This is a genomic window from Flavobacterium sp. A45 (assembly GCF_002001005.1).
GTDB lineage: Bacteria > Bacteroidota > Bacteroidia > Flavobacteriales > Flavobacteriaceae > Flavobacterium.
The window spans coordinates 25,311-41,139 of the sequence record NZ_MUNX01000038.1 but is presented as its reverse complement, the minus strand read 5'-3'; the positions used below and the strand labels follow the sequence as shown (position 1 = coordinate 41,139).

Genomic DNA, 15,829 nt, shown 5'->3' with positions numbered 1-15,829 from the left:
GTTAGGAACATTCGGAATATCTTTAAAGTTAAAAACGTCCTTAAAGCTCAATAAATCTTCAATATTTTTTGATTTATCTATTAGTTGTATTATGTATCTCCAGTCAGTATAATTTTGTTTTCTTTCTTCCCATTTTTTATCAAAATAATTTTTGCGAAGCCTACGCAAAAACTGGTAAACATCAGTTTTTTCATCGCTAATTTCTGTTATAAATAAAAGCAAGGGCAAGATAATTTCATTTATTCTATCCTTAGTCAACAAACGAATATTATACACAGCTCCTCCATTAATAAAATTCAATTGCTTTTGAATTTCTGAAGATTCAATTAATCCTAAAAGTTTTTTATATGCTTCAAATAAATCATTAATTTTAAACAATATCTTTTCATTTTCATTGTCTTTCAAAATCCTTTTAGTTATTTTGACTAAATCTATTTCTTCTTGTATTTCGATAATCTGAAAACACCAAGTCATAAAATCGTTCACGCCATTATCCGCAGTAGATTCTTTCTCTTTTATTCTGTTTTTCCAAAAAAAGGTTTCACGCTCTTCCCATTGTTCTGCAAAACAAACATTTTCAACCGTTCCTAAAAAAATAGGTTTAATATTTTCCGTTGTAGTCAATCCTTTACCGGTTGTATTGATAATTACAAATCTTTCTTCTCCGTGTTTTCTGTCACTTACATCGTGATATTGAATCTTTATGTCTTCCAATATAAATTTGGAAAAAATATCAATCTCATTTTCTTTCCTGTTTTTTAATTTATCTTCAATTGTATTTAATGCTTCTTTGAAACTTTGAATAGTTGGATCTAAAGAATATTCATCAAAATGCCACGGTTGTTTTTCAATATCTTTTACTTGCAAATCTGTATTTCCAATAAAGAACTCATTTACCAAATCTCTCAAGAAAAAAACACTGCTTTCCCTTATCGAATATTGTAAATAAGGCTCTTTATCATCTTTTTCTTCAAATTCAGAAAGTAAACATTTTTTCAATTCTATTTTTTGTTCTGCACTGGCTTTTCTGTATAACATTCCAATTAATAGATAAATTGTCGTAAGCCGTTGTTGTCCATCCGTAAGATAAATATGGTTTTTTGGATTCTCGTAAACGTCAATTTTTCCTAATATTGTTTTTCCTTTATTTTTTTCTTCCAATAAAGTGTCTATAAAACCCGCAACTATGTTAATGTCTTTTTTCTCCCCATAATGTTTATTTCCCCAACAATAATCTCTTTGAAAATCAGGAATTATAATTTTTCTATAATCTGTACAAAACAATTCCTTTATAGAATACTCGTCATTTTTAATAGAACCCATTGTAAATATTTTCAAGATTTTTAATAATTTTTATTTTATTTCCTGCAATTCTTTCTGCATTCCATTCGCTTGATGCAAATATTGAAAAAGTATGTAATAAACCTCTACTTTCAAATTTCAAATCGCTACTTGTTTCAAAGTAAGTTTGTTTTTTTTCCTCAAATGTTTTAGCTCCAAAAGAAGAGTTGTTTTTTCCGTAAAGAAGAACCAAATTACCTATACAATGTTCAGAACCATTTTCATTGATTTCGTCACGATTTAGCCACTCTTTACCATTAGGTTTAGACGAACCTAAATCGTTATTATTTCCATCTTTGAAATTCCCTCCATCTTTATAATATGCTTTAGATTTAGGATGAATATGTTCTAATGATCGTTCATTCCATATATTAAAATTAAATTTTCTATTTAATTTATTATCTTCAATAACATTTAGTAGTAATAAAAACCTAAAAGCAAATTCATTTCCGGCACTATTATATACAAACTTCTCATTAACTAAATTAATAGCTTCTTTAGCCTTTAGAATCCTTATTTCGACATCTTGGTCTTTTTCTTTTGTCTTATTAATACTTTCAAGATGTGTTGAATTTACCAAAACAAATAAGGTATACTCTTCTCGCTTTTTTTCTTCTTTTTCATTTAAAAAATAAGCAATTGTCTTTTCTTTTTCAGTTGTTGTTTTTAAAGCAATCCCTAAGTAATTAAAAGAGATTGGATTGTTGTATGTATCTTCAAAAGACTTCTGTAGTTTTCGCAATTTTTCGAAAGTGTTTTTTGCGCTAACGTTATCCTTTATAAATTTTGATTTAAAATTATCAAAATCAAATTTCTTATTTTCATCTGAATTTTCACTGTTCCAATATGTAACCAATAAAAAATACAATGGATGTCTATTTTCTGTGCCAAAATATTTTTTCACATCTTCCCGATTCCACCAATATAACCATTTATCCCAGTTATGTGCCAATCTACTTCTGTCTTCATTGATTTTCCATTCAAAACCAATTAATTCTTCTTTAGAGTTACTCTCTGGTTTATTATAGCGGGAGGATTTAATTAACAAGTCTGATTTGATTAATTCTTCATCCTTCATTACAGCTTTTAATCCGTTTAAAGAAATAAAAGTTGTAATCGCCTTTGTTTCTTCAATCACATTGTATAACAACCAAACTTTATCATTTAAGAATTTTACAAAATCTCCAATCTTTCTTTCTTCCTCTAATTTTTTGAATTTTTCTCTAATTTTTTTTAAAGCTGTCGTAAAATAGTGAATATCCTGAGTATTTTCATCTTCAATGATAGTTTTTTCAGAATCTCCCAAAAGCAGGTTATTCAAGAAATTATCTGAATCTTTTCGCACATCATAAACTAATTTAAATTGGATTGATTTCAAATATTCAATTTGTTCTAATGCAATGAAAATTAAAAACAGAGTAGTTGTTCTTTGTTGCCCATCAACTAAAATAATTCTATTGTCATCTTCAACAGCTGTGATTGCTTCAATAAAATACTCTTCATCATTCCTTTTAAACGCTTTTATTAAACTGTCACAAAAAAAACCTACTGAGCACTCCTTTAAATGATCATTGTTTGGTTCTCCCCATTTAAACCCTCTTTGATAATTAGGAATCACGAATTTACCTTTTTTCAAATATTTTTTAATTGTTAATTTATTATCCATTATCTCTCCTTTTTTAATTTCATTAAATACAACTCCCCACAAGCCCTAGCATCGCTCAACGCATCGTGATGATTTAGTTCTATTGCGTATTTTTCGCACAAGTTAGCCAAATTGGACTTATAAATTTTATACGTGCAAAATTTATTGTATTCCGGTACTTCAATCCCATAATATTCCAAAGTTTTGTTTAAAACCGGAAAATCAAAACCAAAGCCGTTGTGTGCCACTACGCTCTGATTTTCGATGTAAGGTGCAATTTGATGCCAAATTTTGTCGAATGTAGGTGTGTCTATCGTGTCTTTGGCGGAAATGCCGTGAATGTCTGTAAAACGGCTCCAATAATAATTATCGGGAGGTTTAACCAATAAATTAATTTCTTTGGTAATGATTCCATTCTCTACCCGAACCAAACCAACCTGACAGATACTCCAGCGATAACCTTGTGCGGTTTCAAAATCTATTGCAGTAAAGGACTCCATTATTGATATAATTTTGCCATTCCTAAAATCCTGCTCTTCATCTCGTTTTGAAGCGAAATTGGAGAAACTACTTTTACATTGGATCCGTGCTTCAAGAGTTCCATAATAATGTCGTTGGTAGGATGAATGTAAATCTCAATCAAAACCCTGTCCGCATTATCTTCTAAAATACGTTGGGATTCGTGCAATGGAAAACTTTTTATATAATTGCCTTGTTGCCACGAAAATTCCAAAACAATTTTCACTTCAGCTTCGTAGGTTTCCACTCCGAAAGCGTGTTGGAAGGCTTTTTCTACATTGTATGGAATAGGTTTGAATTTTGTATCGGTTATGATCAAACTGGATATTCTGTCTAATCCAAATGTTTTGATTTTTTCGTCTTTTTTGTCCAAGGCAATCAAGTACCATCTTTGCTGTGATTCCTTGATGGCTATGGGTTTTACCTCTCGTTGGGTAATGGAGTCTTCCCAATGTTTTTTGTGGGTAAATTTTAGGATATAAGCATTCTGAATGGCGTGAATAATTCCGTGTATGTGTTCTGTTCCCAATGATTTTCGCTTCTCCAAAAAGACGCTTGGCGATAATTTATTTCCCTCCTGCAGTGCGTGATGGATAGAAAAAGCATCTATCATTCGGGTTACCGACTGGTCTTCAATTTCTTCCTCGTCAATGTTATAAGTTTTGTCTTTTCGATTGTATTCTATGGAAATTCCAAAAAGGGTCAAAATATCTTTTTTGTCACGCTCAAAAGTACGAATGGCATATTCAAAATTGGTGTCGATATCCTCATTTTCAAGTTTACGAATTACATATTCCTGCAATTCTGTAAAATTGCTAGGACGGCTTCTTAGACGGTCTATGATGTATAAATACCTCTTAAAATAGATTAGCTTTGACATAATGATTTCAATTATTTTGTCAAAGATAATTCATTTGTCTGCCATTTTATGACGCAGTAATGTATTGTTCTTTTTTCAGAATAAATTAATTTCTAAATTTTAAGGTGGCAAAAAAGAGTGAGGAAACAGAGTGAGGGCGATTCAAAAAACTTAATTTATAAAGCAAAGACAGATTCTTTTTAAGCATTTTAATATTCTCCAAACGCCTTTGAATGCCTAACAGTACCTCAAAGCACCACTTCAAAGCAACGAAAAAAATTGCATTATATCTTAGATCATTACTTAATATTAAAAGATAGTAGGCACAAAAATGAACGATAATATTACTAAAGATGATTTAAAGCAATTTGGCCTATTGCTAGTCGAGCAACTCAAACAAATTATAGAGGACAACCGGAATAATGAAGAAGGCGGCTTAAATCCAGATTGGCTTAAAAGCCGTATTGCCAGGAAACTGATGGATATGTCTGCTGCATCTCTGCAAAATCTCCGGATTACAGGAAAAGTACGTTTCAAAAAAGTTTTAGGTTCCTATTATTACAACAAATCAGATTTAATGAATCTGTTCAATGAAGAAAACTAATATGAGACTACAAAAGCTTTCAATATATCTTTCCATTTTAGAAGAGGATCCTAGACTTAATGTCTGGCATTTCGCCCTTTTTAGTGCTATTCTTTATCTCGGATATAGACAGGGTCACACAAAGACAATCAAAGTAAGTCGCAGTAAAATAATGTCGCTTTCACATATCCGTACCCTACCAACCTACCATAAATACTTTAAAGAGTTACAGAAAATGGGGTACATAAATTACATCCCATCCTACCATCCTGGATATCGAAGTGAAGTAGAAATAACAATAAAGCCAAATAAACAGCAATAAGGTTTCTTCTGAATTCACATCTATTTAATATTTTACAGTTTAAATCACATAATATAGTGTAGCTATCTAAGAACCTATATCCAAATTTGTTCAGCGGTTAGACACTTCGAAATCAATTGTCAATAATTTTATAGTTCCAAAATAATGCTTACTTTTGTAATAATCATTAATGAATTATGTCGTTCTTTTAAAGTCAATCCGCTTAGTGCAGGAAAGTTTTAAATAATAAAAATTTCAAGGACTTTTAAACTTTTGGCAAAATCGGGGCAATCTATATTTTTACAATGTAAAATATCGGTATTAATGCGGGTTTTCGATCTTAGGTTCGATTCCCGGCGATTCCACAAAAAAACCCTGTAATCATTTGATTTACAGGGTTATTATTTTACAGATACCATTTTAGGTACCATTATCTACCTGTTAATAACTTTTTTCATCCATAAAAAACCTCTCATTTTAGATAGATTTTAATTTTAATATTTTATTGTAAAAATAGTGGATAGCAATTAAAACTATACTACTTTGGATAATATTCAATCTTACATTACTTGAAATGGTGTTTTGAAACTTTCCAGTTATTTTCTGTTCACTTTTTTCAACAAAAAATCTTCGCAAAACATCTAATTTCCTCAAAAAAAGTCAGCAAAATGCTGTAAAATAACAAATTGTCACAAAAACAAAATCTACACTATTTTTATTACTATTTATTTGTTTTTAAATGTGTTTGCTTTTTTTAAATAATTTTATAAACATAACAAAGTCTTTATTTTTTAAGCTTTAAAAACTGAAGTGCATTTGGTTAAGTTGCCTCCAAACCTCTGGCTATTATTTTACAACCCTTATTTCTAGTTGTCTTGTATCAGACTTAACCCATAACAATAAAAATCAAATTCCAAGAACAAACAGATGTCGTTTTTTCAACATTCTATAAATATTGAAACCTATATCACAAACCCTTAAATATTATCATTTATTTTATGTGAAAAAATTAAATCAGAAGCTAGATTAAACCTTTAGTTTTATTCCAAGTCTTAATAAAAGAGTCTTAAATCCTTTAAATTCAAATCTTAATAAAATCGTTTTTAGATTCTATGACCATTACAATACTTTTTATATAAACTAAAACAAATACCAAATCTATGAAAACAAAACAAATCAATCATTTACTGCTTGCAATGTTTGTAGCTGTAATTACCTCTTGCAGCAGCGAATCGGATACAACAACCCCTTCAACAGATATTACTGTTCCCTCGACATCTGAAATTCCAGCAGTTTACACAAAAATATATGGTGCTACCAGTATAACTAGTGACGGTACCTACATTACTATAAAATCTACAGGGCTTCCTGACCACAAAAGTGTTTATTACCCTACTACAAATGCACTATACGAGAATTTTAGCGGTACTACCTTTGGCGGTAACACTTTCAAAAAGAACCCAAATACAATCACTGCCAGAACTTATACTTTTAAGATTCCGTTAAACCCAGTGGTAAGTTCAACTCATGCAGCCACACCACTTGGCGCAATGGGAGTAGCAATTAATGGAATTCCTTTATACAACCAATATGCTGCTCCAAATACACCACTTACGGATGAAGTAATATCATTCGATCAATATCGCGGGCATCCAACTGGCACAGGCAGTTATCATTACCATGTTGAGCCTCTGTATTTAACAAATGTTAAGGTAACTAAATCTTCCTTACTGGGTTTTTTATTGGACGGATTTCCAGTTTATGGACCTGAAGAAAATGGAAAAGAGGTAACCAATGATATGCTTGACGCTTACCACGGTCATACTGCTGTTACTGCAGACTATCCAAACGGTATTTATCATTATCACATAAATAATACTGACCCTTATATTAACGGTAGTGGTTATTACGGAACTCCTGGTACTGTTACACAATAATACATGAAACCTTTTTTTAGCACACTATCTATAGTTTTCTTTCTTTTTGCTTGTAATCATAGTGAGAAGAAAGAGAACTTAAATCCAAGACCAATTCCTAAAATTTATATTGAGGTAAATACTCTTGGTTTGGAAAAAATACAGGACATTGTTTTTCTGAATGGAAAAAAATTTGACGGCTATATTTATGAAATGTACTCTCCAAAAGACACCGCTTTTATTAAATCCTACCTCAATGGGATTGAAGAGAGTGTTCACAAAAGCTGGTATCCCAATAAACAATTAGCCGAAGAACGATTTTATCATCTTGGCAAAAAAGAAGGAACACATCGAGCTTGGTGGGAAGATGGAAAAATACAGACCGAATACCAAATTTCGAATGATGTGTACACTGGCGCATTCAAAGAATGGAATCGAGAAGGCCGCTTGATAAAATTTTTCCATTACAAAAACGGACAGGAAGACGGCAGTCAGAAATTATATTATGATAATGGCTCCATTCGATCAAATTATGTAATCATCAATGGAAGAAGATACGGATTATTAGGAACCAAAAATTGTAAAAATGTTAAGAACAACAATACTCATTAGTAGTTTTCTTTTATTAATTAGCTGTCAGAATAAGCCTTCTAAAAATGCTTTACCATACTACAACAATGCTAATTTTGATTCTCAGTTTCTAAATACACTGGAAGCCCAAAAATTCATTGATCACACAATTGCTGATTTTAGTATGACAGACCAGCACAATAAAACTATCAGTCAAAAAGACATTGAAGGTAAGATTCATATTGCTAATTTCTTTTTCACCAGCTGCGGTTCGATTTGTCCAAAAATGACAAATAATTTAATTGCATTCCAGGATGAATTTAAAAATGAAAAAGATATTGTACTACTTTCCTATAGTGTTACTCCATGGCAGGACAGTGTTCCTGTTTTAAAAAAATTTGCAGAAAAATATAAAATCACAGCTTCCAATTGGCATTTGCTCACAGGCAGCAAAAAAGAAATTTATCAATTAGCAAGACAAAGTTATTTTGCCGAAGAAAATATAGGATTTGCAAAAGATACCTCCGAATTTATGCATACGGAACATCTTCTTTTAGTAGATAAAAACAAAAAAATAAGAGGAATTTATAATGCCACTTTAGAATTAGAAATACAACAACTTATGAAAGATGTTCATACTTTAAAAAATGAAAAGTAAAAACAACTAATTTCAAATAATTATTATTCTAAAATGAAAAAAAAGATATCCATATTTTTGATTGCTCTTTATACATTAACATCATTTTCCCAAACTGTCGGACTAATTCAACACGACAGTGGAACACTGGACAATGGATATGTTTTATTTGCTCCCATAAATAGTTACACTACCTATCTTATTGATAAATGTGGCAAACAAGTTAAAACATGGACAAGCGTATACAAACCAGGACAATCTGTTTATCTCTTGGAAGATGGAAATTTATTACGCTCTGGAAATGCAAACAATACCACATTTAATGCCGGCGGAAAAGGCGGAGTAATTGAAAAAATAGACTCGAATGGAAATGTCATTTGGAGTTATACCATATCAAGTGCTACAAATTGCCAGCATCACGATGTAAAAGCACTTCCTAACGGAAATGTTTTGGCAATTGTTTGGGACAAAAAAACAGTAGATGAAGCTATTGCACAAGGCCGAAACCCTAATTTGATTTCGACTAGTGTATGGAGTGAAAAAATTATAGAAATCCAGCCTGTTGGCACAAATGGCGGAAATATTGTCTGGGAATGGCAAATATGGGACCATTTAATACAGGATTATGACGCAACGAAATCTAATTATGGAATGGTTTCCTCTAATCCGCAACTCATTGATCTAAATTATGCAGCAACTGCCAATACGGAAGATTGGCAGCATATAAATTCCATTGATTATAATTCCAGTTTAAATCAAATTCTACTTAGCTCTCATAATTCAGACGAAATTTGGATTATAGATCACAGTACTACAACCCAAGAAGCAAAAACTAATTCGGGAGGAAATTCCAAAAAAGGCGGTGGCATTTTATACCGATGGGGAAACCCTCAAAGCTACGATAACGGGTCTGCAACTGATCAAAAACTATTTGGTCAGCACAATGCACAATGGATTGCAAAAGGACTTCCTTTTGAAAATCAAATTATGATTTTTAATAATGGAAATGGCAGAACAGGAGGCAATTATTCTACAGTAGAAATAATCAATCCCCCAGTTAATGGTTTCGAATATACGGCAACTTTACCTTACTTCCCTACTTCACCTTCGTGGATCTACAATCAAAACAATACACAAAACTGGTATGCACAAAACATTTCGGGAACTCAGCAATTATCCAACGGAAATGTGCTGATTTGCAGTGGGCCTACGGGAACCCTTTTTGAAATCAATAATAGTGGTGCAACACTCTGGAAATACATAAATCCAGTAAATACAAACGGAATTATAAATCAAAATACCGCTCCGTCCCAGAACACCGTTTTTAGATCCAGCTTTTATCCAAATGACTTTATTGGTTTTAAAAACCATACATTGACTAGCGGAAATATCATTGAAAATTCAAATGTAATTTCCAATTCCTGCAGTTTGACATTATCAGTTGCCGATAATTCATTAATTAAAGATATTGTTGTCTATCCCAATCCTACAAAAACAGAATTGCATATTACCATTTCGGATTTGAATACTTCAAAAATAGATATCGAAGTGTTAAATAGTTTGGGCCAAATTGTGGCTAAAGAAAATTACAATTCAAATAAAATAACCTTTTCTACCCATACATTATCCGAAGGAATTTATTTCATTAAAGTCTCCAATGAATTCACTTCAAAAATTTTTAAAATTATAAAAACCGAGTAACAACCAAAATATCATATAGAATACTTCACACTCAAAATTTGATGATTTTCAGATAATTTTCACATTACTTCTATCTAAATTATAAAAATCTGATCCATAACCAATTAAACATTTTTTTTCTCAATTAAGACACCTTTGCAGTTATAACGAAAACGTTTGAACTGCAGACGTACTTTTTTGGTATGGCAAACGTACTTAATTCACTACAAGCTTTTTGTAGTTAACGAATTACTATTACGTTTGCCATACCAAAAAAGAAAAAAATGAAAAAAAAATTACCAACCCAACCATGCCATTTGAGGATTATGAAGAAAGGCTGCCTCAAACTATTTTTTATCACTGCATTATTATTCCTTTCATTATCAACAACTTTCGCACAGAGTACCGATAAATTCTTCGGAATGAATTATTGGGAATATGCTGAATACAGCCCTGGGGTTGTGACAGATCTTTTCAAGGCCAATATTAATGAAATAGGTACTTGGAATCTAGGTGTCATCCGCATTGGAGGAAATTACAACAATACAACCAAAAATGATCCTTACAACGATAAAGATTGGTATGTAACTGCTATTCAAAATGCAAAATCTATAGGAGGAATTCCTTTGGTACAACTCCCAATCGATCTTACAGCAACCCAAGTAGGCGAATGGATGGACTATTTTAATGTAACCAAAAACCTTGGAATCATTTATTGGGGTATTGGTAATGAACCAGATCCTTCATCCAACTTTGATGCATGGTACGCGAATACAACAACTGCCGATGGACGAACTTTTCAACAATTTGCCGCGCAGTTTAAAACCATTGCTACTAAAATCAAACAAAAAGATGTCAACAGTATTATTTGCGGACCAGACTTCAGACATTGGTGGGGAACTACAACTACTGGACCTTTTGGTACTTGGTACAAAGATTTTCTTTATAATGGAGCAAATGCCGTATGCACAGCAACTTATAATGGAGATCCATTAGTAGACATATTTGCTTTTCATTTTTATGGAGATGGCGGTTCAGGTAATTATGATGAAGGTGAGCTTAGTGCAAAATACGCTACTATGATGACCCTGATTAATTCTACAAATGCTTTACGTCCAGCGAATCAACCTCTAAAAGTAGCTGTAGGTGAATACCAAGATAATTATAACAATACCGGTTTTCGAGTAGGCCAGCGCTTGGCAATTATGTCCAAACAAAGTTTAAAAAACAACGCCGTTTACATCGCGCCATGGTCTTTAAGTGAAGGCTGGAGCTGGTCTATGATTGATAAAACAACAGGAAAATTTTATTCTTCAGCACATCACTATAAAATGTTGGGTCAAAATAAACGTGATAATTATATGAGTGGTCAAATTAACAATAATAACAACTATGATCTTGTTGAATTTGGAATGCAAGATGCCAACGGTTACACTATTATGCTGATAAATGAAAACACCACTACTGATTTTTCTTATTCAGTAAAATTCTCCACTACTACGGGAGATTATTCCACAAAAACTGGGACCATAAAATTCAGATTCAATGCCGCTGAAAACATTGATTTTAACGGTACAATTACAAAAGCATCTACGTTACTATTCACATTCGATGCTAATGGAAACATGTTAAAAAAAATGGAATATAAATCTACAGACACTAATGGACCTGTTACCACTCCTTACAATGTACCCGTTAATCCTGTAGTAGCATTTACCAATATAACTGAAGGACAGGTATTTGCTCAAGGATATGATTTAACGCCAAACGTTAGTGCAACACATTCGTCTGGTATTACTGGTGTAAAATTATACTTGGATAATGTAATGCTACGCGAAGAAACACTAACTCCTTTTGATTGGGGCTGGTCAACTCCGGCAGATGATGCTTTAGCTACCCTATCGGCAGGGAACCATACATTGAAAGCTGTTGCGACTTCAACCGATGGAAATACTGCAGAAAAAACAGTAAATATTAGCATTCAATCAACCAATACAGCGCCAACAGTTAGCATAACAGCTCCAACAACTGGAACGGCTGTTACTTATGGAGCCACTATAAACATAACAGCAACAGCAGCTGATACGGCTCCAGGCACTGTATCATCAGTCTCTTTTTACGATGGCACTACACTATTAGGAACAGATACTACTAGCCCATACAGTTACTCTTGGTTAGGCGCCACCGTAGGTTCGCACAGCATTACCGCAAAAGCAACAGACAATAATAACGCAGTAACCACTTCTGCAACTGCTGTATTAACGGTGAATGCAGTAAATAATGCATTCACATCTTCTTATTTTCATCTGATAGATAAATTTACTGCCGATTATATGCGCCCAACTGGAGGAACTGCAACTGCATATATTACTCAATATGAAGAAACAGCAGTACCTACATTAAGTTCTTACCAGTGGGAAATTGTAGCCGCACCAGTTACAGGCTATTATTATATTGTAAATCGATATACTGGTAAAGCAATACAACCTACTGGAGGATCAACCGCTGATAATACAAATCTATCACAAACAACATTAGTTGCTAGTCCCTACAATACCGAACTGCAATGGGCAATTGAAACATCTGACGAAGCCAATTATTATTGGATAAAAAATAGAAAATCAGGCATGTATATCCGTCCTGCTGGAGGTGCAAATGGTACTGGCATCGAAATTGTTCAAAATACAATTAACACTACATACTCGTCTTTTAAATGGAGTTTGGCAAACCCAGCAGCAAAAACCACAGCCAAGACAAGTAATACTAAAGCAATGCCATCCTCCGAAGAAATAGTAATAGCAGCCAAGGGAACAAGCATTTACCCAAATCCTGCATCAGATGCTATAACAATTGTAACATCAGTAGAAAAAACTGCAACAGTTTTTATTAATTTATATAATTTCACGGGTAACCTTATTTTGTCTAAAGAATTCCGAGACATCCAAGGTAACTTCGAAGGAAGAGTAGATATTAGTAATATACCGTCAGGTACCTATGTATTGAAAATCAAAAAAGGTGATACTGTAGAAACACAAAAAATCATTAAAAAGTAATCATTTAGTCAAAAGACTAGACTTTAAGTTTATAAAAAGAGCTCGCAATTGCGAGCTCTTTTGCTTATACCAATTAAAAATATAAAACAGTCTTTATTGGTTATCCCCACCCTCTTCGAGGGACAGAGTAAAATTGAATTGGATTATTATATTATGGTTTAAAACACAGAATTTTAAAACTCTTCTAATTTAGCAACTGTTTTTCAGAAACACTAAACTTACCATTAACCTTTAAGTAAATACTTTTAAAAAATTTGCTGATCCACCTATATTTCAATATCAATCCAAACACTTAACCATATAGAAATTAACCATATACAATTATTCTTCTACTTAATTAAGTCACTTTAACGCCTTTTACGAAAACGGTTGAACTGCAAATGTACTTTTTTAGGATGACAAACGTCCTTATTTTAAAAAGTGAGTTAAAAATTACAAATACTACCAATACATTTGATAAACAATTGAAATTGAATACAATAAAAAAAATAACATAATAAAAAATAAAAAAAATTATGAAATCAAAAATTTACTATCGATTCAAATGTATGTTTTATGTATGCTTAACCTTAAGCATTTTTAATTCATATTCCCAAACTGCGAAAGAAGTTGTAAAAGATATGGGATCTGGTTTTAACCTTGGTAATGTATTTGACAACGGGAATAAATCTACCACATTTACTTCATTTAAGCCAATCATAGATTCCTATGCAGCAGCAGGAATGACTAATATAAGAATCCCTACAACATGGTATGATTATGTAGGCGGGACAAGACTGACAGATGTAAACGGAAATATTGATAAAACACATCCACGCTTTATTGAATTAGTAAAAACTGTAGACTACGCTCTCAGCAAAGGTCTCTATGTTGTATTAAATACCCATCACGAGCACTGGCTAAAAGATAATTATAATGGGTCTGCATACTACAATACTATTTTTGCAAATCTTTGGACAAGCATTGCCAATCATTTCAAAGCCTATCCAAGTAAATTGGCATTTGAAGTGCTTAACGAACCAGAGGGCGTAATGGGCCAGTGGGGTGAAGCCGTACTTCCTACAGCACAAAGCGGAATTCTCCTTACAAGGCAAATAAATAAAGTTGGCTATGATGCAATCCGTGCCACTGGGGGCAATAATACTACAAGAATTGTAATGATTTCACCAAATGGTCAGGCTAATGATTCTCAAATCGAAGAAGTCTATCCAAACGTATCAACATTACCCGGAGGTGGTAGCGACAAATACCTTGCGATGCACGTGCATAGCTATGACCCATGGAATTTTTGTGGGCAAACAGGAACAAACGCAAGCTATCCTGGTGTAACGCAAATTAAAAATGACATCACTGTTTGTAACACACATGCCCAAAATAATCTTGGTGGAATTGCTATACATTATGGTGAATTTGGAGTAGGAAGAATTACTAATCAAGCGGAAAGAAGTGCTACAGTTGTAAAAGAATATTACCAGACATTTGCCAAAGCGTGTATTGATTTAGGCATTGCATTCTCGGTTTGGGATGATAGGGGCTGGTTTGGCTTAATAAATGATGCAGGAAATGCCTTCACATATAATTTAGTTCCAAATATGCTTTCAGTAATCAATAGAGCCCCAACTGTAAGTATAACAGCACCAGCAACAGGCTCGAATTATACTTCTGGCACAAGTGTTACATTAACAGCTACTGCCACGGATACTGCTCCCGGAACAGTTACTTCAGTTTCATTCTATGATGGCACTACCCTAATAGGAACCGATACCACCAGCCCATACACCTATAACTGGACACCAAGTGCAGGATCACATAGCATTACTGCAAGAGCTACTGATAATGGAGGGGCAACAGCTACTTCTGCAATAGTTACGATCACTGTAACTACATCTTCTTCAGATGCATTTACATCTTCTTACTTCCATTTGATTAACAAATACACTGCCGATTATATGCGACCAACTGGGGGAAATGCAACCGCCTTTATTACTCAATATGAAGAAACAACAGTCCCGACATTAAGCTCTTACCAATGGGAATTTATAGCAGCACCTGTTACAGGCTATTACTATATTGTAAATCGATATACAGGTAAAGCAATACAGCCTACTGGAGGATCGACTGTAGATAATACAAATCTATCCCAAACTACTTTGGTTACAAGTACTACTAATACCGAACTGCAATGGGCAATTGAAACATCTGATGAAGCTAATTATTATTGGATAAAAAACAGAAAATCTGGGAGGTACATACGTCCAACTGGAGGTACAAATGGAACTGGTATTGAAATAGTTCAAAATACCCTCAATACAACTTATTCTTCCTTTAAATGGAGTTTAGCTAATCCAGTTGCAAAAACTACTACCGCTAAATCAAGTACTACTAAAATAGCATCCCCTGAAGAAATAGTATCGACCGGAACAATTATTTATCCTAATCCTGCATACGATAGTATTAAAATAGTTACACCGGTAGAAAAAACAGCAACTGTTTCCATTATGCTGTATAATTTCTCAGGCAACCTTGTTTTGTCTAAAGAATTCCGAGACATCCAAAATAACTTTGAAGAAAGTATTGATATTAATAACATTCCAACAGGAAACTATGTATTGAAAATCAAAAAAGGAAATACTGTAGAGACACATAAAATTATAAAAAAATAAAATAGCTCATAAACTCATAATGATTACAAATTAATTAACAGTTAGTTATACACAAAATATGT

The 15,829-nt window shown here is 33.0% G+C and carries 11 protein-coding genes; 7 read left to right on the top strand and 4 right to left on the bottom strand.

The window, feature by feature from the left end; translation table 11 throughout:
* The 4 genes from B0E44_RS01480 to B0E44_RS01465 all read right to left on the bottom strand — a co-directional run.
* Positions 1-1,323, bottom strand: a 1,323-nt coding sequence (locus B0E44_RS01480) for a DUF262 domain-containing protein (protein WP_131828080.1), incomplete at its 3' end; no start/stop codon positions are given.
* Positions 1,310-3,007, bottom strand: a complete 1,698-nt coding sequence (locus tag B0E44_RS01475; protein WP_077370426.1) for a DUF262 domain-containing protein — start codon at positions 3,005-3,007, stop codon at positions 1,310-1,312. The genes B0E44_RS01480 and B0E44_RS01475, both read right to left, overlap by 14 nt.
* Positions 3,007-3,486, bottom strand: a complete 480-nt coding sequence (locus B0E44_RS01470) for a 3'-5' exonuclease (protein ID WP_077370425.1) — start codon at positions 3,484-3,486, stop codon at positions 3,007-3,009. Before B0E44_RS01470 ends, B0E44_RS01475 begins: the two co-directional genes overlap by 1 nt.
* Complete coding sequence (locus tag B0E44_RS01465; RefSeq protein ID WP_077370424.1) at positions 3,486-4,385, bottom strand: YafY family protein; 900 nt, start codon at positions 4,383-4,385, stop codon at positions 3,486-3,488. Before B0E44_RS01465 ends, B0E44_RS01470 begins: the two co-directional genes overlap by 1 nt.
* A 310-nt stretch (positions 4,386-4,695) precedes the next feature.
* On the opposite strand from B0E44_RS01465, the gene B0E44_RS01460 reads away from it, so the two are divergent.
* The 7 genes from B0E44_RS01460 (at position 4,696) to B0E44_RS01425 (ending at position 15,767) form a co-directional block, all read left to right on the top strand.
* On the top strand, positions 4,696-4,968 hold the full coding sequence (locus B0E44_RS01460) for a DNA-binding protein (protein ID WP_077370423.1): 273 nt from the start codon (positions 4,696-4,698) through the stop codon (positions 4,966-4,968).
* Positions 4,969-6,408: 1,440 nt separating this feature from the next.
* Positions 6,409-7,185 (top strand): YHYH protein, encoded by a 777-nt coding sequence (locus tag B0E44_RS01450; protein WP_077370422.1) that lies wholly within the window; start codon positions 6,409-6,411, stop codon positions 7,183-7,185.
* Positions 7,186-7,188: 3 nt separating this feature from the next.
* On the top strand, positions 7,189-7,776 hold the full coding sequence (locus B0E44_RS01445; protein ID WP_124019258.1) for a toxin-antitoxin system YwqK family antitoxin: 588 nt from the start codon (positions 7,189-7,191) through the stop codon (positions 7,774-7,776).
* Positions 7,751-8,392: an SCO family protein gene (locus B0E44_RS01440; RefSeq protein WP_077370421.1), complete on the top strand. Its 642-nt coding sequence runs from the start codon at positions 7,751-7,753 to the stop codon at positions 8,390-8,392. Before B0E44_RS01445 ends, B0E44_RS01440 begins: the two co-directional genes overlap by 26 nt.
* A gap of 33 nt (positions 8,393-8,425) precedes the next feature.
* Entirely contained in the window at positions 8,426-10,072 is a 1,647-nt protein-coding gene (locus B0E44_RS01435) for an aryl-sulfate sulfotransferase (protein ID WP_077370420.1), read from the top strand.
* Positions 10,073-10,335: 263 nt separating this feature from the next.
* Positions 10,336-13,104 (top strand): Ig-like domain-containing protein, encoded by a 2,769-nt coding sequence (locus tag B0E44_RS01430; protein WP_077370419.1) that lies wholly within the window; start codon positions 10,336-10,338, stop codon positions 13,102-13,104.
* A gap of 515 nt (positions 13,105-13,619) precedes the next feature.
* Positions 13,620-15,767 carry a cellulase family glycosylhydrolase gene (locus B0E44_RS01425; RefSeq protein WP_077370418.1) on the top strand — a complete coding sequence of 716 codons (2,148 nt, stop codon included), beginning with the start codon at positions 13,620-13,622 and terminating at the stop codon, positions 15,765-15,767.
* Positions 15,768-15,829 lie beyond the last annotated feature (62 nt).